Annotated in this window: 18 protein-coding genes; 12 read left to right on the forward strand and 6 right to left on the reverse strand. The window is 59.1% G+C overall.

Going from position 1 to position 24,102, the window contains the following annotated elements; all coding sequences use genetic code 11:
- Positions 1-162: 162 nt before the first annotated feature.
- A complete protein-coding gene (locus M5G26_RS17545; protein ID WP_273916068.1) occupies positions 163-2,091 on the reverse strand; it encodes a transglycosylase SLT domain-containing protein in 1,929 nt (642 codons plus the stop codon).
- A 214-nt stretch (positions 2,092-2,305) separates the two neighbouring features.
- Here M5G26_RS17545 and M5G26_RS17550 point away from each other — a divergent pair, with 214 nt between their 5' ends.
- Positions 2,306-4,228 carry an ATP-binding cassette domain-containing protein gene (locus tag M5G26_RS17550; RefSeq protein WP_273916069.1) on the forward strand — a complete coding sequence of 641 codons (1,923 nt, stop codon included), beginning with the start codon at positions 2,306-2,308 and terminating at the stop codon, positions 4,226-4,228.
- A gap of 142 nt (positions 4,229-4,370) precedes the next feature.
- On the opposite strand, the gene M5G26_RS17555 is transcribed toward M5G26_RS17550, so the two are convergent.
- Positions 4,371-4,808: a universal stress protein gene (locus tag M5G26_RS17555; protein WP_077573839.1), complete on the reverse strand. Its 438-nt coding sequence runs from the start codon at positions 4,806-4,808 to the stop codon at positions 4,371-4,373.
- Between the two features lie 103 nt (positions 4,809-4,911).
- On the opposite strand from M5G26_RS17555, the gene M5G26_RS17560 reads away from it, so the two are divergent.
- The 7 genes from M5G26_RS17560 (at position 4,912) to M5G26_RS17590 (ending at position 13,318) form a co-directional block, all read left to right on the forward strand.
- Positions 4,912-5,349: a hypothetical protein gene (locus M5G26_RS17560; protein WP_273916070.1), complete on the forward strand. Its 438-nt coding sequence runs from the start codon at positions 4,912-4,914 to the stop codon at positions 5,347-5,349.
- A 528-nt stretch (positions 5,350-5,877) separates the two neighbouring features.
- The gene (gene fadB, locus M5G26_RS17565) at positions 5,878-8,025 is read left to right on the forward strand and encodes a fatty acid oxidation complex subunit alpha FadB (RefSeq protein WP_273916071.1); all 2,148 of its coding nucleotides are present in this window, start codon (positions 5,878-5,880) and stop codon (positions 8,023-8,025) included.
- 29 nt (positions 8,026-8,054) lie between these two features.
- A complete protein-coding gene (fadA, locus tag M5G26_RS17570) occupies positions 8,055-9,230 on the forward strand; it encodes an acetyl-CoA C-acyltransferase FadA (RefSeq protein WP_007910465.1) in 1,176 nt (391 codons plus the stop codon).
- A 98-nt stretch (positions 9,231-9,328) separates the two neighbouring features.
- Positions 9,329-9,565, forward strand: coding sequence for a DUF1653 domain-containing protein (locus M5G26_RS17575; RefSeq protein WP_007910467.1), 237 nt, complete (start codon positions 9,329-9,331; stop codon positions 9,563-9,565).
- Between the two features lie 114 nt (positions 9,566-9,679).
- Entirely contained in the window at positions 9,680-12,310 is a 2,631-nt protein-coding gene (topA, locus tag M5G26_RS17580) for a type I DNA topoisomerase (protein WP_273916072.1), read from the forward strand.
- 143 nt (positions 12,311-12,453) lie between these two features.
- Complete coding sequence (locus tag M5G26_RS17585) at positions 12,454-12,978, forward strand: DUF6586 family protein (protein ID WP_134177059.1); 525 nt, start codon at positions 12,454-12,456, stop codon at positions 12,976-12,978.
- Between the two features lie 106 nt (positions 12,979-13,084).
- Positions 13,085-13,318 carry a hypothetical protein gene (locus M5G26_RS17590; protein ID WP_003226592.1) on the forward strand — a complete coding sequence of 78 codons (234 nt, stop codon included), beginning with the start codon at positions 13,085-13,087 and terminating at the stop codon, positions 13,316-13,318.
- Positions 13,319-13,412: 94 nt separating this feature from the next.
- Here M5G26_RS17590 and sulA read toward each other — a convergent pair whose 3' ends face one another.
- Both sulA and lexA read right to left on the reverse strand, forming a co-directional pair.
- Entirely contained in the window at positions 13,413-13,886 is a 474-nt protein-coding gene (gene sulA / locus M5G26_RS17595) for an SOS-induced cell division inhibitor SulA (protein WP_150694598.1), read from the reverse strand.
- Positions 13,887-13,896: 10 nt separating this feature from the next.
- Positions 13,897-14,505 (reverse strand): transcriptional repressor LexA, encoded by a 609-nt coding sequence (gene lexA, locus M5G26_RS17600; protein WP_003226590.1) that lies wholly within the window; start codon positions 14,503-14,505, stop codon positions 13,897-13,899.
- Positions 14,506-14,734: 229 nt separating this feature from the next.
- Between lexA and M5G26_RS17605 the strand changes: the two genes are divergently transcribed.
- The 4 genes from M5G26_RS17605 (at position 14,735) to M5G26_RS17620 (ending at position 20,665) form a co-directional block, all read left to right on the forward strand.
- Positions 14,735-15,442 carry a TetR/AcrR family transcriptional regulator gene (locus M5G26_RS17605; RefSeq protein WP_007910473.1) on the forward strand — a complete coding sequence of 236 codons (708 nt, stop codon included), beginning with the start codon at positions 14,735-14,737 and terminating at the stop codon, positions 15,440-15,442.
- 158 nt (positions 15,443-15,600) lie between these two features.
- Positions 15,601-16,611, forward strand: a complete 1,011-nt coding sequence (gene nagZ, locus M5G26_RS17610; RefSeq protein WP_134177057.1) for a beta-N-acetylhexosaminidase — start codon at positions 15,601-15,603, stop codon at positions 16,609-16,611.
- Between the two features lie 12 nt (positions 16,612-16,623).
- Positions 16,624-17,361, forward strand: a complete 738-nt coding sequence (locus M5G26_RS17615; RefSeq protein WP_223026986.1) for an S-methyl-5'-thioinosine phosphorylase — start codon at positions 16,624-16,626, stop codon at positions 17,359-17,361.
- A gap of 10 nt (positions 17,362-17,371) precedes the next feature.
- Positions 17,372-20,665 carry a DEAD/DEAH box helicase gene (locus M5G26_RS17620; protein ID WP_273916073.1) on the forward strand — a complete coding sequence of 1,098 codons (3,294 nt, stop codon included), beginning with the start codon at positions 17,372-17,374 and terminating at the stop codon, positions 20,663-20,665.
- A 148-nt stretch (positions 20,666-20,813) separates the two neighbouring features.
- Here M5G26_RS17620 and M5G26_RS17625 read toward each other — a convergent pair whose 3' ends face one another.
- Complete coding sequence (locus M5G26_RS17625) at positions 20,814-23,504, reverse strand: DEAD/DEAH box helicase (protein WP_273916074.1); 2,691 nt, start codon at positions 23,502-23,504, stop codon at positions 20,814-20,816.
- Positions 23,505-23,515: 11 nt separating this feature from the next.
- On the reverse strand, positions 23,516-24,097 hold the full coding sequence (locus M5G26_RS17630; protein ID WP_038362230.1) for a CsiV family protein: 582 nt from the start codon (positions 24,095-24,097) through the stop codon (positions 23,516-23,518).
- Positions 24,098-24,102 lie beyond the last annotated feature (5 nt).

A 24,102-nucleotide genomic window follows, 5' to 3' on the forward strand; every position in this document is an offset into this window, starting at 1 on the left:
GAATTGCTTGCATCGGGGGATGATCGGTCTATAGGCACCTGTAGGAGCTGCCGCAGGCTGCGATCTTTTGATCTAAAAATGCCCGCATGAAAATGCGGGCATTTTTTTGCAAAATCAAAAGATCGCAGCCTTCGGCAGCTCCTACGTAACCGGCATTACCGGTTACTGATCATCAAAATACCGCTCATGCCAATCCACCAGCGGCTGTGGCGAGTTGAGCTTCTGGCCGTAGATCACCGAATAAGACAGCACGTTCTGCACATACTGACGGGTTTCATCGAACGGAATGCTTTCCACCCAGACGTCGAAGCTCAGGTGATCAGCACCGCGCAGCCATTGGCGCACACGCCCAGGGCCTGCGTTGTAGGCGGCGGAGGCGAGGACGCGGTTGCCGTTGAACTGGCTGTGCACCTGGCTCAGGTAAGCGGCGCCGAGCTGGATGTTCTTGTCCGGATCAAGCACCTGCTGCGGTGAAGCCAACGGGATGCTGAATTTGCGTGCGGTTTCCTTGGCGGTGCCGGGCATCAGTTGCATCAGGCCGCTGGCGCCGACGCCGGAACGGGCGTCGTCCATGAAGGCACTTTCCTGGCGGGTGATGGCAAACACCCAACTGGAATGCAGGCCACGTACCTTGGCTTCACGCACGAGCGTTTCGCGGTGAGCCATCGGGAAGCGGATATCCAGATCGTCCCAGTACTGCGCCTGGCTGATGGTGCGGATCGCCGGGAAGTACCACTTCAAGTCATAGGCGAGTTTTGCCTGGGCAACCATTTCATCGCGATTGAAGTGGCGGCTGACGTGATACCACTCGCGGCGACCGTCGACGATCTGTCCGCGGGCGTGGAATTCCAGCGCGCGGCGTACGCCTGGAGTGTTGCGCACCTTGTTGATCAGCGCTTGGCTGAGGACCAACGGCTTGTTGTTCAGCGAGTACGGCGATTGCGAGCGGTCGGCGGCGAGGAAACCGTAGAAATCACGTTCGCGCGCAAGGTTTTTGTACAGGGTCTGCGCTTCCGGGTTCTGCGGCTGGGCCAGTTCCAGACTGCGCGCCTGCCAGTAGCGCCAGCGATTGGTGGTGGCCAGATCCTGCGGCAGGCGGCGGGTCAACTGATACGCATCGTCCCAGCGCGCCAGACGCAACAGCAAGCGCAGGCGCCATTCTGAAACGGTGTTGTCGCGCAGCTCCGGGTCGTATTTGGTCATCACGTCCAGCGCACGGCTGTCGAAACGACGGGCGAGGGTCAAGCCGATTTCCCGGGCGATCGCGACTTTTTCATCGCGAGAGAAATGCATGCTGCTGGCATACCCGTCGAGCAGCGCCATGGCCTTGTCAGGATCCTGACGAGCGAGGCGGCGCAGGCCGAGGCTGACCACATCGGACATCGGCTCATCGGCCGGGGTGAAGCGCGAAGGTTGATTGAGCAGTTCCGGCTTTTGCGCCACATCCACCAGTAAACGGCCGCGCGGGGCGAGGGTGGTCAGGCCGTTGACCAGGCTGTTGGCCAGGGGATAGTTACGCGTCTGAGCGGCGAGTTTGGTGCGCTCCCAGCGTTTCTGCTCAGTGAGCTGACCATCGGCGGCCCAAATCCCGAACAGCGCGTCACAGGCGGCGGGTTGCGATTTGCCCGTCAGCCACAGCTTGTCGGCGTTGGCGTAACCCTCGGCTTTCTTGTCGTGAGTGATCTGGTATTGCGCATTGAGGCAATCCAGCTCGGTGAAGTTGAGTTTCGGGTCGTAATACTTGACGAAGGTCGCCCAGTCGCCGCGGTCGGCGAGCCAGCGCAACCAGCGCAGTTTCATCCAGTTGGCCTGGGGCAGGTCACCGTGTTCGGCGAGGAATTTCTCGATTTCCGCATTGCTCGCGGACTTCAGACGCGCGGTCAGTTCGTCGTAAGCCAGATACGGTTCCAGCGGATAATCGGCCAGCGCCTGGCTGTAGCGGAAATACGGGCCGGTATCACCCTTGGCCAAGGCGCGCTTGGCTTCATCGTAATACTGGCGTTGGGTGGACAGGTCCACCGCCTGGGCGGATTGAGCGGCAGTGGCGGTAAGTAGCAAGCAGGACAAGACACTGAAAAGGCGACTGCGCATGAGACATCCGGGCAGAGAAATCATGACAAGTGCCGACACGAATCAGCACTGAATTGTCTGTAGCTTAGCCTTTTGCCAGCAAGCGGCGAAAGCTTTGCGGGCCTCGCAGCACAAGTTCGCAACAAATGTTGTGCAGAGTGCTTCGACAGACAAATTGCCGGCCTGCTGAAGCCCTAACTCAGGTAGAATGCGCGCCCGGTTTTTGGAGAAGCTCATGACCCTGCTCAAATTCAGCGATGTGTCCCTTGCGTTCGGCGCTATGCCGTTGTTGGACAAGGTGTCCTGGCAGATCGCCCGTGGTGAGCGGGTGTGCATCATCGGCCGCAACGGCACTGGCAAGTCCAGCATGATGAAACTGGTCAAGGGCGACCAGAAGCCCGATGAAGGCTCGGTGTGGCGTGCCCCCGGTCTGAAAATCGGCGAATTGCCGCAAGAATTGCCAGTGGCCGACGATCGGACGGTGTTCGACGTGGTCGCTGAAGGCCTTGATGGCGTGGGCGCGTTGCTCGCCGAATACCATCACCTTGCGCAGAACTGCGTCACTGAAGAAGACCTGAACAAGCTGATGCACGTTCAGCAAGACCTCGAAGCCCGTGATGGCTGGCGCTTGCAGACTCTGGTCGAGAGCACTTTGAGCCGCCTGCAACTGCCGGCCGACAAGACCCTCGCCCAGTTGTCCGGCGGCTGGCGTCGTCGCGTGCTGCTGGCACAGGCGCTGGTGTCCGAGCCGGATCTGCTGCTGCTCGACGAACCGACCAACCACCTGGACATCGGTGCGATTGCCTGGCTCGAAGAAGCGCTGAAAGATTTCCAGGGCGCCGTGCTGTTCATCACGCACGACCGTTCTTTCCTGCAAAACCTTGCTACGCGCATCCTCGAACTGGATCGCGGTGGCCTGATCGACTGGAACGGCGACTACGCCAGCTTCCTCGTGCACAAAGAAGCTGCGCTGGCCGCTGAAGAAACCGCCAACGCACTGTTCGACAAGAAACTGGCCCAGGAAGAAGTCTGGATCCGCCAAGGTATCAAGGCCCGCCGCACCCGCAACGAAGGCCGCGTCCGCGCCCTGAAAGCGTTGCGCGTCGAGCGTAGCGAACGTCGTGAGCGCACTGGCAAGGCCAACATTCAGTTGGACACGGCCGACAAGTCCGGCAAGCAGGTGATGGTCCTCGAGAACGTGAGTTTCGCTCACCCGGGCGGCCCGTTCCTGATCAAGGATTTCTCGATGGTCCTGACGCGCGGCGACCGTATCGGTCTGCTCGGCGCCAACGGTACCGGCAAGACCACGTTGCTGAAGCTGATGCTCAGCGGTCTCCAACCGACCAGCGGCAAAGTGGAAGAGGGCACGCGCATCGACGTGGCGTACTTCGACCAATTGCGTCATCAGCTGGATCTGGAAAAGACCGTAATCGACAACGTCGCTGAAGGTCGCGACTTCATCGATATCGACGGTCAGAGCCGTCATGTGCTGAGCTACCTCGGCGACTTCCTGTTCAGCCCGCAGCGTGCCCGCACGCCGGTCAAGGCGCTGTCGGGTGGTGAGCGTGCGCGTCTGCTGCTGGCCAAACTGTTCAGCAAACCGGCGAACCTGCTGGTCCTCGACGAACCGACCAACGACCTCGACGTGGAAACCCTCGAGCTGCTCGAAGAAGTGCTGCTGACCTTCAACGGCACCGTGCTGATGGTCAGCCACGACCGGGCATTCCTCGACAACGTGGTTACCAGCACGCTGGTCTTCGAAGGTGAAGGCAAGGTGCGTGAATACGTCGGCGGCTATCAGGACTGGATCCGTCAGGGCGGTTCGCCGCGCCTGTTGGGCGTGACTGAAAGCAAGTCGGGTAAGGCTGACCTGAATTCGGCGGTGGTCACTGCCGAGCCTGCTGTAGTTGCAGCACCTGCCGCTGCTCCCCCGGCGGCCAAGAAGAAGCTGAGCTACAAGCTGCAGCGCGAGCTGGAAGCGTTGCCCGGTGATATCGATGCTAAGGAACAGCAAATTGCTGCTGTCGAGGCTGAGATGGCTGAGGGCGGTTTCTATCAGCGTCCACCGGCTGAAACGGCCAAGGTGATTGCTTCGCTGGAGCAGTTGCAGGCTGAGCTGGATGCGTTGATGGAGCGTTGGGCCGAGCTCGATGCCTGATTGATCTGGCAATAAAAAAAGCCCGGCCTCATTTGCGTGAGGCCGGGCTTTTTGTAGGAGCTGCCGAAGGCTGCGATCTTTTGATCTTGTTTTTAAAACCAGCGTCAAAAGATCGCAGCCTTCGGCAGCTCCTACACAAGGGTTAGCGTTTGACCAGGTGCACGGCAAGGACATCGCATGGTGCACCGTGCAGCACGTCATTCGCAGTGGAGCCGAGCAACAGCGCCAGACCATGGCGGCCATGGCTGCCGACCACGATCAGATCGCACGTTTGTTCTTTGGCGAAATGATGGATTTCCTGGCGTGGCTGGCCATAGGTCAGGTGGCAGTTGGCGCCCTCAAGCTCCGAGTATTTGGCTTTCAGACGCTCCAGACGCTCCTTGGCCTGATCGAACTGCTGTTGTTGCAGTTGTGACAGATCCATCGGTACGTCGCCGCCGAACGCCATGGCCATCGGCTCGACGATATGCACCAGCGAAAGCTTGGCGCCATTGCTCACCGATAGCTCGCGGGCGCGGTGAATCACAGGGTCGCACTCTTCGGTCAGATCTACGGCGACCAGGATGTGGTGGTAGGGCATGAGGTGCTCCTCGTGAGGTTTCAATATTGTTAAGTATGGCTGGTTTCAAGCGCATTGGTTCCAAAGTGACACAATGCGCTCACCGAGAATTGGGAATAGAGATATGACGGTCTGGTTGGTGGTGTCAATCCTGCTTGTGGTTTTAAGTCCGCTGGCGTGGTTGCGCCCATCGCGCGCGCAAAGCGGTCGCATCGCCCTGCGCATGGAGGCGCGCCGCATCGGTCTGGCCATGCAACTGGCGCCTCAGGAATGGCCGCACTGGCTGGCGCAGGAACCGCCGAACCCGTGCGCGCAGTATCATCGACCGCGCCGCAGCAAGCAGCCCGTCTGCTGGGCTTACTGGCAGAAATCGCCGGGGGTGTGGGTCAATCAATGGCAGGAGGTCTGCGAGGACCCTGCGCTGCTTAATCATTTCGAAAAGTTGCCGGGCAACGTTTTCAAGGTCGAGGCAGACAAGCAGATGATCGCCTTGTATTGGGGCGAGAAGGGCGAAGCCACGGTTTTGCAGGATATCGACGCCACCCTGAAAGCGCTGGCGTAACGCGCGGACTTTTCCCACTGCAATGGTGTGGAAGGTCTGGCAGACGCGCAATAAAAAGCCCGACATGATTCATCGGGCGGGGTTGGCCAGGCAGGCCGGAAACCTTTTTTGATGCTGATGGGGCTTGGAGCGCTCAGTGCATTTTCCTGCAGTCCTCCCAGCGTAGCCCTTTAAACAAAGGCCGCTGTGAATTAGGGCGACTTTTCTAACTATTGATTCTATGAATGGCTTCACATGCAGACGCGTGTTGCGGGTCTTCGTCTGACGGAAATGACCGCAAAGTCGCATTTCAACCCGTATTTTGGGCGATTGACAATTGTCGGAAATTCCGTGAAGGTGACGTACCCAAATCAAACGGGCGTATGAATTGAGCGTTTGTCTTACAGACTGCTCCTACAGAATCCCGACTATCGCGTTGGCGGGTGTGCCGGGTGGATTGGCGTTAGCATCGACGAAAAAGCGTCCTGCCGAGCCATTCGCCTGCGTCCGACGTGTACTGTTCAGCTTCCATATCGTGGAGATCAGTTGATGATTTACGAAGGTAAAGCCATCACGGTTAAAGCTCTTGAAAGTGGCATCGTCGAATTGAAATTCGACCTCAAGGGTGAGTCCGTCAACAAGTTCAACCGTCTAACCCTGAACGAACTGCGTCAGGCCGTAGACACCATCAAGGCAGATGCTTCGATCAAGGGCGTGATCGTCAGCAGTGGCAAGGACGTGTTCATCGTCGGCGCCGACATCACCGAATTTGTCGACAACTTCAAGCTGCCGGATGCCGAGCTGGTTGCTGGCAATCTCGAAGCCAACAAGATCTTCAGCGATTTCGAAGACCTCAACGTTCCGACCGTAGTGGCCATTAATGGCATCGCACTGGGCGGCGGTCTGGAAATGTGCCTGGCGGCCGACTATCGCGTCATGTCGACCAAGGCCAAGATCGGTCTGCCGGAAGTCAAGTTGGGCATCTACCCAGGCTTCGGCGGCACCGTGCGTCTGCCGCGTCTGATCGGTGTCGACAACGCCATCGAATGGATTGCCTCCGGTAAGGAAAACCGCCCTGAAGACGCTCTGAAAGTCAGCGCCGTCGACGCCGTGGTTGCTCCTGAGAAGCTGCAGGAAGCTGCCCTTGAGCTGATCAAGCGCGCTATCTCCGGCGAGTTCGACTTCAAGGCCAAGCGTCAGCCGAAACTTGAAAAACTCAAGCTGAACGCCATTGAACAAATGATGGCTTTCGAAACCGCCAAAGGTTTCGTTGCCGGTCAGGCTGGCCCGAACTACCCGGCGCCGGTTGAAGCGATCAAGACCATCCAGAAAGCCGCGAACTTCGGTCGTGACAAGGCGCTGGAAGTCGAAGCCGCCGGCTTCGTCAAACTGGCCAAGACCTCTGCCGCGCAGAGCTTGATCGGCCTGTTCCTGAACGATCAGGAACTGAAGAAAAAGGCCAAGGCCTACGACGAAATCGCCAAAGACGTGAAGCAGGCCGCTGTACTCGGCGCTGGCATCATGGGTGGTGGTATCGCTTATCAGTCGGCTTCCAAAGGTACGCCGATCCTGATGAAGGACATCAACGAGCACGGTATCGAGCAGGGTCTGGCCGAAGCCGCCAAACTGCTGGTTGGCCGCGTTGATAAAGGTCGCATGACCGCTGCGAAAATGGCTGAAGTGCTCAACGCCATTCGTCCAACCCTGTCCTACGGCGACTTCGGTCACGTTGATCTGGTGGTCGAAGCTGTCGTCGAGAACCCTAAGGTCAAGCAAGCCGTGTTGGCTGAAGTGGAAGCTCAGGTCAAAGAGGACACCATCCTCGCGTCCAACACCTCGACCATTTCCATCAGCCTGCTGGCGAAAGCCCTCAAGCGTCCGGAAAACTTCGTCGGCATGCACTTCTTCAACCCGGTGCACATGATGCCGCTGGTGGAAGTGATCCGTGGCGAGAAGTCCAGCGAGCTGGCTGTTGCTACCACCGTTGCCTACGCCAAGAAAATGGGCAAGAACCCGATCGTCGTCAACGACTGCCCGGGCTTCCTGGTCAACCGCGTACTGTTCCCGTACTTCGGCGGTTTCGCCAAGCTGGTCAGCGCCGGTGTCGACTTCGTCCGTATCGACAAGGTCATGGAAAAATTCGGCTGGCCGATGGGCCCGGCATACCTGATGGACGTGGTCGGCATCGACACCGGTCACCACGGTCGTGACGTAATGGCTGAAGGTTTCCCGGATCGCATGAAGGATGACCGTCGTTCGGCCATCGACGTGCTGTACGAAGCCAAGCGCCTGGGCCAGAAAAACGGCAAGGGCTTCTACGCTTACGAGGCCGACAAGAAAGGCAAGCAGAAGAAAGTCGCCGATCCATCGGTGCTGGAAGTGCTCAAGCCGATCGTTTACGAGCAGCGCGAAGTCACTGACGAAGACATCATCAACTGGATGATGATCCCGCTGTGCCTGGAAACCGTGCGTTGCCTGGAAGACGGCATCGTTGAAACCGCCGCCGAAGCCGACATGGGTCTGGTCTACGGTATCGGTTTCCCTCCATTCCGTGGCGGTGCGCTGCGCTACATCGATTCGATCGGTGTTGCCGAGTTCGTTGCCCTGGCTGACCAGTACGCTGATTTGGGCGCGCTGTACCACCCGACCGCGAAGCTGCGTGAAATGGCCAAAACCGGCCAGAGCTTCTTCGGTTAAGCGCCCCCAACTAGAGTGAGAGTGAACTTATGAGCTTGAATCCTAGAGACGTCGTGATTGTCGACTTCGGTCGTACTCCGATGGGCCGCTCCAAGGGCGGCATGCACCGCAACACCCGCGCCGAAGACATGTCGGCGCACCTGATCAGCAAATTGCTGGAACGCAACGCCAAGGTCGATCCTGCTGAAGTCGAGGACGTGATCTGGGGCTGCGTCAACCAGACCCTGGAGCAGGGCTGGAACATCGCGCGCATGGCGTCGCTGATGACCCAGATCCCGCACACCTCGGCCGGTCAGACCGTCAGCCGTCTGTGTGGTTCGTCGATGAGCGCGCTGCACACCGCTGCGCAAGCGATCATGACCGGTAACGGTGACGTGTTCGTGGTGGGCGGCGTCGAGCATATGGGCCACGTGAGCATGATGCACGGTGTCGATCCGAACCCGCACATGTCGCTGTACGCGGCGAAAGCCTCGGGCATGATGGGCCTGACCGCGGAAATGCTCGGCAAAATGCACGGCATCACTCGCGAACAGCAAGACGCTTTCGGCGTGCGTTCCCACCAGTTGGCCCACAAGGCAACTGTGGAAGGCAAGTTCAAAGACGAAATCATCCCGATGCAGGGCTACGACGAGAACGGTTTCCTGAAACTGTTCGACTACGACGAAACCATTCGTCCGGAAACCACCCTGGAAAGTCTGGCGGCCCTCAAGCCTGCCTTCAATCCAAAGGGCGGCACCGTGACTGCCGGTACTTCGTCGCAGATCACCGATGGTGCTTCGTGCATGATCGTGATGTCGGCGCAGCGTGCACAGGATCTGGGTATTCAGCCAATGGCGGTTATCCGTTCGATGGCAGTGGCGGGTGTGGATCCGGCGATCATGGGCTATGGTCCAGTTCCGGCAACACAAAAAGCCCTGAAGCGTGCGGGCCTTGGCATCAACGATATCGACTTCTTCGAGCTCAACGAAGCTTTCGCCGCACAGGCCCTGCCAGTGCTGAAAGATCTGAAAGTGCTCGACAAGATGAACGAGAAGGTTAACCTGCACGGCGGCGCGATCGCCCTGGGTCACCCGTTCGGTTGCTCCGGTGCCCGTATTTCCGGCACCTTGCTGAACGTGATGAAGCAGAATAGCGGCACCTTCGGGGTGGCCACTATGTGCATTGGTCTCGGCCAAGGCATCTCCACCGTCTTCGAACGCGTTTAAGCGTCTCGTCGATGGAAGCCGGGGCCAAGTGCCCCGGTTTTTGTTTTTGTGGATTTATTTTGTTTTTATTTTGAAAAAATTTGAGTGAGGGCCAAAGCATGCCGATACAACCTGGGCTCTACCAACATTACAAAGGTCCACAGTACCGCGTATTCAGTGTTGCGCGGCATTCCGAGACCGAAGAAGAAGTGGTCTTTTACCAAGCCCTGTATGGCGATTACGGCTTTTGGGTACGCCCTCTGAGCATGTTTCTCGAGTCAGTCGAGGTTGACGGCGAGCAGGTGCCACGCTTTGCTTTGGTGCAAGCCGAACCGAGCCTTTTTTCCAAGGCATAAGGCGAGGGCGCACAGAACCCTGTGCTTGACCTCACCTTGTATCAACTATATATAGCGGTGCCGCGTCAGGCGCCAACCGCCTTTCACTTCTAGAATTCAGGAATTTTCTGATCCATGGGCAAATCGCTGGTCATTGTGGAATCCCCGGCTAAGGCCAAGACCATCAACAAGTATCTGGGTAACCAATACGTGGTGAAGTCGAGTATCGGCCATATCCGAGACCTGCCCACCAGCGGTTCGGCTAGCGCCAGCAAAGAGCCAGCCGCCAAGCGCGGCAAGGCTGCCGCGGGCGAAGGTCCGGTGCTCTCGCCGAAAGAGAAAGCGCGCAAGCAGCTCGTCTCGCGTATGGGTGTCGATCCCGATCATGGCTGGAAAGCCCAGTACGAGATCCTCCCGGGTAAAGAGAAGGTCATCGAAGAGCTGCGCCGGCTCGCCAAAGATGCTGACACCATCTATCTCGCAACCGACTTGGATCGCGAGGGGGAAGCCATTGCCTGGCACCTGCGCGAAGCCATCGGTGGTGATGACAGCCGCTACAAGCGTGTGGTGTTCAACGAAATCACCAAGAAGGCGATTCAGGAAGCCTTCTCGGAACCGGGCGAGCTGGACATCGATCGTGTCAACGCCCAGCAGGCACGTCGTTTCCTCGACCGCGTTGTGGGTTACATGGTCTCGCCGCTGCTGTGGGCGAAAATCGCTCGTGGCTTGTCCGCCGGTCGCGTGCAATCGGTTGCCGTGAAGCTGGTCGTTGAGCGTGAGCGCGAAATTCGCGCGTTCAACCCGGAAGAGTACTGGGAAGTGCACGCCGATCTCGGTACCACGAAAGGCTCGACCGTGCGTTTCGAAGTGGCTCGCGAGAAAGGCGAGGCCTTCAAGCCGCTCAACGAAGCCCAGGCCATGGCTGCGCTGGAGAAGCTCAAGTCTTCCAGCTACAGCATCGTCAAACGCGAGGACAAGCCGACCAGCAGCAAGCCTTCGGCACCGTTCATCACATCGACCCTGCAACAGGCTGCGAGCAACCGCCTGGGCTTCGGCGTGAAGAAAACCATGATGATGGCCCAGCGTCTGTACGAAGCCGGCTACATCACTTATATGCGTACCGACTCGACCAACCTCTCGGCTGATGCCGTGGCGATGGCGCGTACTTACATCGAAGACGAGTTCGGCAAGAAGTACCTGCCGGAAACGCCGAACGTCTACAGCAGCAAGGAAGGCGCACAAGAGGCTCACGAAGCGATTCGTCCGTCTGACGCCAACACCATTCCAAGCAAGCTGGCGGGCATGGAGCGTGACGCTGAGCGTCTCTACGAGCTGATCTGGCGCCAGTTCCTCGCTTGCCAGATGCTGCCGGCGCAATACTTGTCGACCACCGTCAGCGTAGGCGCTGGCGACTTCGAGCTGCGTGCCAAGGGCCGTATCCTCAAGTTCGACGGTTACACCCGCGTCATGCCGCAGATTGCCAAGCCAGGCGATGACGACGTTCTGCCTGACATGGCGCAAGGCGACGTGATGAAGCTGATCAAGCTCGATCCGTCGCAACACTTCACCAAGCCACCGGCCCGTTACTCGGAAGCCAGTCTGGTGAAGGAAATGGAAAAACGCGGCATCGGTCGTCCTTCGACTTACGCTGCGATCATTTCGACCATTCAGGATCGCGGTTATGTGACCCTGCACAACCGTCGTTTCTACTCGGAAAAAATGGGCGACATCGTCACCGAGCGCCTGTCGGAAAGCTTCTCCAATCTCATGGACTACGGCTTCACCGCCGGCATGGAAGAGAATCTCGATGACGTGGCGCAGGGCGAACGCGACTGGAAAAACGTGCTGGACGAGTTCTACGGCGACTTCAAAAAGAAGCTCGAAGTAGCCGAAAACCCGGACAGCGGCATGCGTGCCAACCAGCCGGTCATGACCGACATTCCGTGCACGACCTGTGGTCGTCCGATGCAGATTCGTACCGCGTCGACCGGGGTTTTCCTCGGTTGCTCCGGCTACAGCCTGCCGCCGAAAGAACGCTGCAAGGCTACCGTCAACCTGGTGCCGGGTGACGAGATCGCTGCGGACGACGAAGGTGAGTCGGAATCGCTGGTGCTGCGTGGCAAGCATCGCTGCCCGATCTGCAGCACGGCGATGGACGCCTACCTGCTGGACGAGAAGCGCAAGCTGCACATCTGCGGTAACAATCCGGATTGCGCAGGCTACGAAATCGAAGAAGGCAGCTATCGCATCAAGGGCTATGAAGGTCCGAGCCTGGAATGCGACAAGTGCGGCAGCGAGATGCAGCTCAAGACTGGCCGTTTCGGCAAGTTCTTCGGTTGCACCAACCCGACCTGCAAAAACACCCGCAAACTGCTGAAAAGCGGTGACGCGGCGCCGCCGAAGATGGATCCGGTGAAGATGCCTGAGCTGAAATGCGAAAAGGTCAACGACACCTACATCCTGCGCGACGGTGCGTCCGGCCTGTTCCTGGCGGCCAGTCAGTTCCCGAAAAACCGCGAGACCCGTGCTCCGCTGGTGATCGAGATTCTGCCGCACAAGGACGAGATTGATCCTAAGTACCACTTCCTGTGCGACGCTCCGCAGAAGGATCCTGATGGTCTGCCGGCGGTGATTCGCTACAGCCGCAAGACCAAGGAGCAATACGTGCAGACTGAGGTCGATGGCAAGCCTACCGGTTGGAAGGCGTACTTCGACGGCGGCAAGTGGACGGTTGAAGACAAGCGTACGAAGGCCAAAGCCGAGTAAGCGTTAGTCTGATACTGAAAGGCCGCATGACAACCCACGGGTTTTCATGCGGCCTTTTTGTTTTGTGCTTGCGGTAGGATCGACGGATCCACGACACTGTCCGGCCTGTGTGAAGCAATTACTTCGTTGTGGAGAGCGCCGTCATGGCTCACGAACTCTATACCCGTACCAATCAGAAGATCTATTTCGCCGGCCTGTCGCTCGAAGCCCTGGCTCGCGCTGAAGAAGGGCGGGCGATGAATTCTCTGGCGTTGATTCAGGCTGGTCGAGAATCGGCGTTGTTTCACCTGTACGGCGCCTTGTTGGGGCTTTGTCATGAGATCGCTGGTTTCTATCGTCTGCCGCAGGCCAATGCGCCGCGGGCCGAGATGCTGTTGACGCGTGAAGTGCTGGAATCGATCGCGATACCTGAATTGGCCGAGATGATCGAGCTGGCGGGGAATTCGGAAACCTGGTTGGCGAAACTGCTGGCTGCGCATTCGGCGCTGTTTCAGCCGCCACGGGTGCCACACAAGCCCAAAGGGGACGTGACTCAGCCGCTGATTCAGGCGATCAATCTGGATGAAGAAGAAGCGCCAGAAGAGTTGAGTCGAGAGGAGCTGGAGAGCTGGCGGCAGAATCTGAAAGGCTTGGCGATTCGCTTTCGCGAAGGCTTGAACGAGTGCTGAGGGCGATTGACACGGTGGCAATCTGAAACATGCTGCTGGTCAAGATCCCGAGCGAAGCCTGAATGATGTCTATATAATCCCTGCCTTTCGTGGAGAACAGACCTATATGCCAACGTCCTTTCTAGAAATTGTCGAGTTACCAGACGGCCGAATCGAGCTGCGCAGGGCTGAGGACGAGGGTTCTTTGGTGACGCTGGATTTCTCCGAGGATGCCAAGGCATTCCTGCAAGGTCAGCATGTGGAAATCGCCAAAGCGATGTTAAGCGTCGGCGTGCAGATGGCCGGTCGTATGGTCGAAGGCGAGTTTGATAAGGAAGAGGGGCCGCGGGTTCTTCATTGATCCCCGTCTTTTTACTTTTTGACGTTACCGCTTCAGATCGGCTTCTCTGTCCTTGGAGAAGCCCTGCGCTTCACACAGCGCGTACTGCCAGCAATCAACCCAAACGAATATTCAGGCTCTGAGCATCGCCCGTGCGTGCGGCGTTGATCAGTTGTTGCCGTGAATTTGCGTTCAGCGGGTTGAGCCAAGTGACTACGGTGTGACTGCGACCCAGCTTCAGGGCTTCGCATGCCAGTTGCTGAGCGCTTTGAGCGCCTCTTGGTTGCAGCAGCAGAATACGCTCGCGATTCAAGCCGGCATCCCGCAGCCATGTCTGGGTCAGGCTGGCTGGTGGTGCGATCAGCGTCAGCCAGCGCGCGTCCTGATCCTCGCTCAGTTCGCGCAGGATTGGCGCGAGCAGGTTCAGGCAGTTCCCGGCAGCACCTCGCAGTGACAGCTCACTGAATACTTCGGGTTCGGCATTCCACGGGCGCTCGACCACATCTTTCAGAGCCGGCGCCATCGGTTGCGCCAGAAACGCTTCGAATAAAGGCAGTTGTGTTTGCTGAGGGGTGTGTGGGAACTGCATAAAGCCTCCTTTAGCGGCGAATGACGCCGACACTCAAGCCTTCGATCACCAGTTCCTGATCTTTCAGGTCGACTTCGATAGGGGCGAACTCAGGGTTTTCGGCAATCAGCCAGACCTTGCTGCCTTCACGCTTGAAGCGTTTGACCGTCACTTCGTCGCCGATGCGGGCAACGACGACCTGGCCATTACGTGCTTCGCGGGTGGTGTGCACGGCAAGGAGGTCACCGTCGAAAATACCGATGTCCTTCATGCTCATGCCGTGCACGCGCAACAGATAGTCAGCGCGCGGATGAAAGAAGGCCGGATTGATATTGCAGGATTCTTCGATGTGTTGCTGGGCGAGGATCGGCGCACCGGCAGCAACCCGGCCAATGATCGGCAGGGTAGAGTCGTCAGCCTTGGCTTCGAAGCCAGGGATGCGAATGCCGCGAGAGGCGCCGGGGGTCATCTCGATGGCACCCTTGCGAGCCAGTGCCTTGAGGTGTTCTTCAGCCGCGTTCGGCGACTTGAAGCCCAGTTCCTGAGCGATTTCCGCGCGGGTTGGCGGGTAGCCGTTGTCTTCGAGGCAGCGTTTGATAAAGGCCAGAATCTCGGCTTGGCGTGGCGTCAGCTTTAGCATATTGATCGCTCTGTCTTTTTATACAGTGACTGGGATTATATACAGTGAAGCGGTCTTGGCAATGCCCGTTTTTTTGCCTGCCGCCGGACGGTCGAAAGAAGCGTTTATTAAAGCGTCGGCCTTGTGTGGTTAAATACCTGACCGGCCATTCCCAAAACGAACCGGCAGGCTTGACAACGCACAGGCTGAAACGTATGTTTCAAACAAGTGTTTGTCAGGCGGAGTAGCCATGGCCCAGTCGGAAACCGTTGAACGCATTCTTGATGCTGCCGAGCAGTTGTTCGCGGAGAAAGGTTTCGCTGAAACCTCATTGCGTTTGATCACCAGCAAGGCTGGCGTCAACCTGGCAGCAGTGAACTATCACTTCGGCTCGAAAAAAGCGCTGATTCAGGCGGTGTTCTCGCGCTTCCTCGGGCCTTTCTGCATCAGCCTCGACAAAGAGCTGGAGCGGCGTCAGGCCAAGCCTGAAAACAAGCCAACCCTCGAAGAGCTGCTGGAAATCCTTGTCGAACAGGCTCTCGTGGTTCAGCCACGCAGTGGCAACGACCTGTCGATCTTCATGCGCCTGCTCGGTCTCGCGTTCAGCCAGAGCCAAGGCCATTTGCGCCGCTACCTGGAAGACATGTACGGCAAGGTATTCCGTCGCTACATGTTGCTGGTCAACGAAGCCGCACCACGCATTCCGCCGATCGAGCTGTTCTGGCGCGTGCACTTCATGCTCGGCGCCGCCGCGTTCAGCATGTCCGGCATCAAGGCCTTGCGCGCGATCGCCGAGACCGATTTCGGCGTCAACACCTCCATCGAGCAAGTGATGCGCCTGATGGTGCCGTTTCTTGCTGCGGGCATGCGTGCCGAAACCGGTGTCACTGATGCCGCCATGGCTACCGCGCAACTGCGTCCGCGCAGCAAATCAACGCCGGTCGCCGCCAAGGTTTAACCGCGCACGGGTGGGCGCGGCAGCTTGTATCCGCTAAGCTAGCCGCCCATGCCGACTCTCGTTCTAAACCCGAAATCCATAGATATTGCCGACCTGCCGAGCATTGCTCACGGCAGCGATTTGCTGTGGATCGGGTTTTTCGTTTTCAAGGAATTTCTATGACTGCTGGCCTGCAAGGCTCGTTGATGGTGGACGTCGCCGGTACCTGGCTGACGGCCGAAGATCGCCAACTGTTGCGTCAGCCCGAAGTGGGCGGCTTGATCATCTTCGCGCGCAACATCGAGCATCCGCGCCAAGTGCGTGAACTCAGCGCGTCGATTCGCGCGATTCGTCCGGATCTGTTGCTAGCGGTGGATCAGGAGGGCGGTCGCGTGCAGCGTCTGCGTCAGGGCTTCGTGCGTCTGCCGGCCATGCGCGCCATCGCCGATAACCCGAATGCCGAATACCTCGCCGAGCAATGCGGCTGGATCATGGCCACCGAGGTACTCGCGGTCGGGCTCGACCTGAGCTTCGCCCCGGTGCTCGACCTCGATTACCAGCGCAGCGCCGTCGTCGGCACTCGTTCGTTCGAGGGCGATCCCGAGCGTGCGGCACTGCTCGCCGGTGCATTCATTCGCGGCATGAACAGCGCGGGCATGGCGGCCACCGGCAAGCACTTCCCTGGCCACGGCTGGGCAGAAGCGGATTCCCACGTCGCGATCCCGAACGACGAGCGCAGCCTCGACGAGATCCGCGCCAACGACCTCGTGCCGTTCGCCAAACTCAGTAAACAACTGGCCGCGATCATGCCAGCGCACGTCATCTATCCGCAGGTTGACTCGCAGCCTGCCGGCTTCTCCCGGCGCTGGTTGCAGGACATCCTGCGCGGCGAATTGCAGTTCGACGGCGTGATCTTCAGCGACGATCTGTCGATGGCCGGCGCCCATGTGGTCGGCGATGCCGCCAGCCGCATCGAAGCCGCACTGACTGCCGGTTGCGACATGGGGCTGGTGTGCAACGACCGCGCTGCTGCAGAGCTCGCCTTGAGCGCCGCGCAACGCATGAAGGTCAAGCCATCGGCCCGAATTGCCCGTATGCGCGGTCAGGCATACGCCAGCACCGATTACCGTCAGGATCCGCGCTGGCTCACCGCCATCGGCGCGCTCAAAGACGCTCAACTGATCGATTAAGGATTTTTCGCTATGACGGTTTACGCAATCATCGGTGGCACCGGCCTGACCCAACTCGAAGGCCTGACCATTCGCCAATCGCTGGCAGTGGACACGCCCTACGGCGCGCCATCGGCCGACGTGCAAATTGGCGAATACGCTGGCAAGGAAGTGTTGTTCCTTGCACGTCACGGCCACCCGCATCGCTTCCCGCCGCACAAGGTCAACTACCGCGCCAATCTGTGGGCGCTGAAGCAGGCCGGTGCCGAAGCGATCATTGCCGTTAACGCGGTGGGCGGTATTCACCCGGCCATGGGCACCGGGCATTTCTGCGTGCCGCACCAGATCGTCGACTACACCAGCGGCCGCGAACACACCTTTTTCGCCGATGATCTGGAGCACGTCACCCACATCGACTTCAGCTTTCCTTACAGCGAACCGCTGCGTCAGCAATTGATTGCTGCTGTGGCCGCCGAAGGTTGCGAATACAGCGATCAGGGTGTGTATGCCTGCACCCAAGGCCCGCGTCTGGAAACGGTCGCCGAGATCGTGCGTCTGGAACGTGATGGCTGCGACATCGTCGGTATGACCGGCATGCCGGAAGCGGCACTGGCCCGTGAGCTGGATCTGGATTACGCCTGTCTGGCACTGGTGGTGAACCCGGCAGCGGGCAAGACCACGGAAGTGATCACCATGGCCGAGATCGAGCAGGCGCTGCATGACGGCATGGGCAAGGTGAAATCGGCGTTGGCACGGGTGTTGGTCGGCTGAAGGACTGCCCATGAGCATTCTCATCGAACGGCTCAAGTCGTTGACCTGGACTCAGGCATTCAGTAGCAAGGCGCTGGCCAAGGCTCGCGCTTATGCCGCCGAGGACCGGGTAGAGATCATCGAAATCAATGACAGAAAGATCGAGGCGTTCTGCGTCGGTTCGGAAAGTCAGGCGTACGAACAAAGCATTTACCTGTCCGAAGATCGGCTGGGTTCCGTCAACTTGCGTTGCCTGTGCAGCTGTCCTGTCGTAATCGACTGCAAGCACTGCGCTGCGGTGCTCTATCACTTGCAGGGCAGTGCTGATGATGCGTCTGAAAGTGACGCACAAATCCCTTTGGGGCGGGCGCTGGAGCATTGGCTTTCGACCATTCCCGTGCCGGCCAAACCCGCTGAAGAAGGCGCGCAAACCGCAGGCACGCGCCTGTTTTACAAGCTCAAGCCAACGCCTGTGAGCGGCAAGTGGCTGCTCGATATTTTCAAGGTATCCCAGCTCAAGAGCGGCGAGTTACGCGAAGTCAAACCGATGTATTCGCTGGCGGAAATGCTCATGCGTCAGCCCGGCTACCTGTCCGAGCTGGATCTGCGCGTCGCCAGGCTGCTGGTTGCCATGCACTCCCACCACGCCTATTACAGCGGCTATCCGCTGGAAGGCAGCAGCGGCGTCGAACTGCTGGAAATGCTCCTGCGCACCTCGCGGCTGTTCCTCGATTTCGAGGATCTGCGGCCGTTGGTGCCGGGCGCGAAGCGCATCGGCCAGTTCGCCTGGGCCGAGCAGGCCGACGGCGGGTTCCGTGCGCAGTGGAGCAGTGCCGAGGCTGCGCAGGAAACCGTGCTGGCGCTGGAGCCGCTTTATTACCTGGATCGTGAACAGCGGCAGATTGGCCCTCTGTTCAATGAACTGGAAGAAAAACTGGCCAGCCATTTGACTCTGGCGCCGGACATTCCGGCGCGTCAGGCCATGCAGTTCAGCCATCGCATGAGCGCGGCAACGAGAATCCCGCCGCCACACCAACTGACCGAACGGATCATCGACGACGTACTTCCGCAGCCGCAACTGACTCTCGTCAGCGGTCGGGAGCGCTCGCGCTGGGAATACGTTCTGGAGCACCGCGCCGCTCTGGTATTTACCTACAACGGCCAGCCGACGGTGGATCGCAACCCGGAAGTGATGATCCTCAACGGCACCGAAACCCAGCGCATTCAACGCCAGCCTGCGGTGGAAAAGAAACTGCGTCAGATCCTGCAAAGGCTCGGCTTCAAGAAAACCACGCGCAAGAGTTCGCTGGATCGTCCCGGCGAGATGTTCACGTTGCCGGATGATTCCGCCTGGCTCGGGTTTATGCACGAAGGGCTTGCCACGTTGCGCGCCTCGAACTGGGAAGTGGAGATGAGTCCCGGCTTTCATTTCAATGTGCAACCGGTTGAGCATTGGTACGCCGAGGTCGAAGAAGAGGCTGGGCATCAGTGGTTTGATTTGCAGTTGGGTATCGTCGTCAATGGCCAGCGCTACAGTTTGCTGCCGATCCTTCTGCACTTGTTGCGCACCCAGCCGCGCTTGCTTGAGCCGGTCAATCTGGCACAACGCAGCGATGACGAAAAACTTCTGATCGAACTCAAACCCAGCGGTTTTGGCGACTCTTCGGGCGACAAGGTCGCGCTGCCGCTGAGTCGGGTCAAACCGCTGATGGCCACGCTGGGCGAGTTGTACCTGGGCGGTCATCAGGGTGATGCACTGCGCTTGAGTGTCCCGGATGCCGCGCGCTTGAGTATGCTCGATGGCGTGCCGCTGGATTGGCAGGGGGGCGAGCGGCTGCGCACCTTCGCCAAGCGCTTGCAGAATTCCAGTCACACCCACGTCGCTGCGCCGGCCGGCCTTAACGCGCAACTGCGCCCGTATCAGCTCGAAGGGCTGAACTGGATGCAAACCCTGCGCGAGCTTGAGGTCGGCGGCATTCTGGGCGATGACATGGGGCTGGGCAAAACGCTGCAGACCTTGGCGCATCTGCTCACGGAAAAACACGCCGGTCGTCTTGATTGTCCGGCTCTGGCGGTGATGCCGACCAGCCTGATTCCCAACTGGCTCGACGAGGCCGAGCGTTTCACCCCCCAGTTGAAAGTATTGGCGCTGCACGGCACGGGGCGGCAAAAGGATTTCGCTAATCTGGCTGAGTACGATCTGGTGCTGACCACTTACGCGTTGCTGCCAAGGGATTTGGAGACCTTGCAGCCGCAGCTGTGGAGCGTACTAATTCTCGACGAAGCGCAGAACATCAAAAACCCGATCAGCAAAGCGGCGCAAGCGGCCCGTGACCTGCAGGCCCGCCAGCGCTTGTGCCTGAGCGGCACGCCATTGGAAAACCACTTGGGCGAGCTTTGGTCGCAGTTTCATTTCCTCATGCCCGGTTGGCTTGGCGATAGCAAGTCCTTCAATCGCGATTACCGCACGCCAATCGAGAAGCACGGCAATGTTCAGCGCATGCAGCACCTGACAGCGCGCATCAAGCCGTTTTTGCTGCGCCGCAAAAAGGATCAGGTGGCCACCGAACTGCCGCCGAAAACCGAAATCATCCATTGGGTGGATCTCAGCGACGGCCAGCGCGATGTCTATGAAACCGTTCGCGTGGCGATGGACAAAAAAGTGCGCGACGAAATTGCCCGCAGTGGCGTGGCGCGCAGTCAGATCATCATTCTGGATGCCTTGCTCAAACTGCGGCAGGTCTGTTGCGACTTGCGTCTGATCAACATGCCGATGACAGCGAAGGCGCTGCGCTCCGGCAGTGGCAAGCTGGTCAGCCTGATGGAGATGCTCGAAGAGTTGCTCGGCGAAGGTCGCAGAATCCTGCTGTTCTCGCAGTTCACCTCGATGCTCGCCTTGATCGAGGAAGAATTGCAGCAACGTGACATTGCCTATTCGTTGTTGACCGGTGACACCACGGATCGGCGCACACCAGTGAAGGATTTTCAGGGCGGCAAGGTACCGCTGTTTCTGATCAGTCTGAAGGCCGGGGGCACCGGTTTGAACCTGACCGCTGCGGACACGGTGATCCACTTCGACCCTTGGTGGAACCCGGCAGTGGAGAATCAGGCCACCGATCGTGCGTATCGAATCGGGCAAAACAACCCGGTATTCGTTTACAAGCTGATCGCTCGCGGCACAGTAGAGGAAAAAATACAGGCGCTGCAGCAGGAGAAAGCAGCGTTGGCCGGGGCGGTGCTTGAGGGTGGGACGACGGGTTGCTGGAAACTGGAGCAGGGTGACATTGAGGCGCTGTTTGCGCCGTTGCCTGTTGCCAAGGGTTGAGCCCTAAGTAATAGAGCAATATCTGATGGCCCCATCGCTGGCAAGCCAGCTCCCACAGGGTTTTGAGTCGTACACAAAACTGTGTTCCAACTCGATACCTGTGAGAGCTGGCTTGCCAGCGATAGCTATCTAACCGGCTACGCAAATCTCAACGCTCGTCGGACTTGTCCGGCAACGGCGCAAACAACGCTTCAATATCATCACTCTGCAACTTCCAGTCTCCGGCCTTGCGCCCATCCAGCACGCCTGCCGCCAAGTCGGATTTTTCCTTTTGCAGATGCTGAATCTTCTCTTCCACCGTGCCCCGGGCAATCATCTTGTAGACGAACACCGGTTTTTCCTGGCCGATCCGGTACGCGCGATCGGTTGCCTGATTCTCGGTCGCCGGGTTCCACCACGGGTCGTAGTGAATCACCGTGTCCGCTTCCGTCAGGTTCAAGCCGACACCGCCAGCCTTCAAGCTGATCAGAAAGATCTGACGCTTGCCACTCTGGAATTCCTTCACCGGCGTACGCCGATCCCGGGTCTGGCCGGTCAGCAGGGCGTAGGCGACATTGCGTTTTTTCAGCTCGTCTTCGATCAAGGACAGCATCGAGGTGAACTGCGAAAACAGCAGAATTCGCCGACCCTCCTCAAACAGTTCCTCGAGCATTTCCATCAGGCTGTCGAGCTTGCCTGAAGTGCTGCCGCGAGCGGGCAGGGTGGCGTCGTTGACCAGGCGCAGATCGCAGCAGACCTGGCGTAGTTTGAGCAGCGCCTCGAGAATGATGATCTGACTGCGCGCGACGCCTTTGCGGGTGATCTCGTCGCGGACTTTCTTGTCCATCGCCAGACGCATGGTTTCGTACACATCGCGCTGCGCTTCGTTGAGATCGACCCAATGGATGATTTCGGTTTTCGGCGGCAGTTCGGTGGCCACTTGTTCCTTGGTGCGACGCAGCAGGAACGGTTTTATCCGGCCGTTGAGGTGCTGAAGTCTGACTTCACTGCCGCGCTTTTCAATCGGCACGCGGTAATCGGCGTTGAAGCTTTTCACGTCGCCGAGCCAGCCCGGCAGCAGGAAGTGGAACAGTGACCACAGCTCGCCCAAGTGGTTTTCCAGCGGCGTACCGCTGAGGCACAGGCGCTGGCGCGCATTCAACTCGCGCGCCGCTTGTGCGGCTTTGCTGTTGGGGTTCTTGATGTACTGCGCCTCGTCCAGCACCAGCACATGCAGCGGCTGCTTGGCCAGGCGCTCGACGTCCTTGGGCAGCAGTGCGTAAGTGGTGAGGATCAGATCGTAATCCGCCAGATTGTCGAAGTGCTTTTTGCGCGTGGCGCCGTACAGCGCGACCACTTTCAGTTGCGGCGTGAAGTGCGCCGCCTCATCGAGCCAGTTCGGAATCAGGCTGGTCGGCATCACCACCATGCACGGCCGATCCAGGCGTCCGGCGTTTTTCTCGCTGAGAATATGCGCCAGGGTCTGTAGGGTTTTACCCAGCCCCATGTCATCCGCGAGAATCCCGCCGACTTCCAGTTGCCGCAGCGATTGCATCCAGCTCAAACCTTCGAGCTGATAAGGGCGCAGCGTCGCATTCAGGCCTTCCGGAGCCTCTGCGCTGAAATCACGAATATCACGCAGACGCTGAGCAAGCGTGCGGATCTGCTCACCACCCTCCCACAGCAGCGGCAGGCCTTCCAGCGAGTTAAGGCGCGTGGCATCGGCCTTGCTCAGGCGCAGGGTGGTTTCGCCCGGTTCTTGCAAATAGAACTCGCCGAGCGTCATCAGTACCGGCTTCAGACGACCCAGTGGCAGCGCCACCTGCAACGGCCCATGCTCGCTGGTGCGTTGCGGAATGTTGACCAGAATCAGTTCATCATCGCGGCGCCGGGCGAGGCGTTCCGGGTTGAGGATTTCCGCGTGTGAGCGCATCAGATTGAGCAGGATCGGCAATAGGCTCAGGCGTTCACCGTTGACGATGATCCCCAGTTCCAGATCAAACCAGTCGCGCTCCGGCACCTGTTCTACGGTGGCGTACCAGTCATCCACGGCGGTCAGGTCGAAGCCGAATTCCTCATCGATCTGCAGTTCCCAGCCTTGGCTGCGCAGTTTCGGCAGGTCGTTGAGGGTGAAGGTCAGCCAGGCGCTGTCATTGACCATCTCGTACAGCTCGCCGGCGCTTTCCGGCAGGGCTTTGCTCTGGCGTGTGGCGATGCGGAAGCCGAGGATGCGTAACTGTTCGCGGTAGGACTGTTCGACTTCCGGGTGGCGTTTTATCCGCAGCGTCTGGGTTTCCTGACGAATCAGGATGTCGCTGTTCTTCTGCCCGCTGACGTACTCATCCAGATAACTGAACGACAACGCCGCGCGATGCTGAATGTAGCGCTGCATCTTGCCGTTGCGCGGTTCGAAGGCGCTGAACTCGACGCTGGCCAGCCACAGACGCGGCAACGGCTGCACGTTATCGACCAGCACTTGCGGTGGCGCTTTCGGGCTGCGGTTTTCCAGCACGGCCTGGAGCTTTTCCAACAGCTCGGCGTCTTTGGCGGCAGCAGGGTAGTCGAGGGTTTCCTGCACTTTCAGCAGCACCGCTGCGCAATGTTTGCAGTTGTTGCGAACCGGGCAGGTGCAGCCGGCATCGACCAGCAGCAAGGTGCCTTTGGCTGACTCGCGCAGGTGAATGGTCTGACGGTAAACGTTGCCGCCAGAGCCTTCGCAACTGGCGGTGATGGTCGCATCACCGACTTGGGCGATGCGTACTCGATTTTCCAGGGCGTAGCGGCGGCCACGCTCCAGGCTCTGTTCCTTGAATCGGCTGACCCAGGAGGGTGCCAACGGTTTGCTCAGGGGCGGGGACATAAGGACTTCGATCAGTCCGGGATGGCTTCAGGCGCTTCCCGAGGCGCAGGCGCGGTCAGGGAAGTGATCTTGATCAGCAGGGCCAGATGGCCGTTGTCGAGATAGTTGAGTTGGCCGTTCTTGGTGTGGCTGTCCTGTTTCAGGCGCTCGCTGGCGGTGACCAGGCCATTGGCGTCGATCTGATTGACCCAGAAGTCGGCCGCCACGTCGGTGAAGCGCCCGAGCTTCATCTCCAGCGTGCCCTCGATCGGGAATTGGCCGAACTGCTCCTGACCGTCGCTGACCGCAACTTTTGCCGGTGCTTCGCCAAGGGTTTGCTGCCAGGCTTTGTGCATCAGCACGCTGTAGTCGCCGCTGGCCGTGAGTTTGCTGACCACGTCGTTCAACGCCGGCGTGCGCTTGCTGTCGTCGGCCAGGCGCTGGGCACCAGCGGCCCAGTCTTCCGGCGCGGCACGACTGACGATGGCCGGCACGGCGTTCTGACGCACCAGAATCATTTCGACCTGATACAGGTCATCGGCGAAAACCGAGGGTGCTGACACTGTTATCAAAAGCGAGGTCAGCAGCAAAGTCAGCGAACGAAACAGGCGCATTGGGC

The organism is Pseudomonas sp. TNT2022 ID642 (genome assembly GCF_028656995.1).
Classification (GTDB): Bacteria; Pseudomonadota; Gammaproteobacteria; order Pseudomonadales; family Pseudomonadaceae; genus Aquipseudomonas.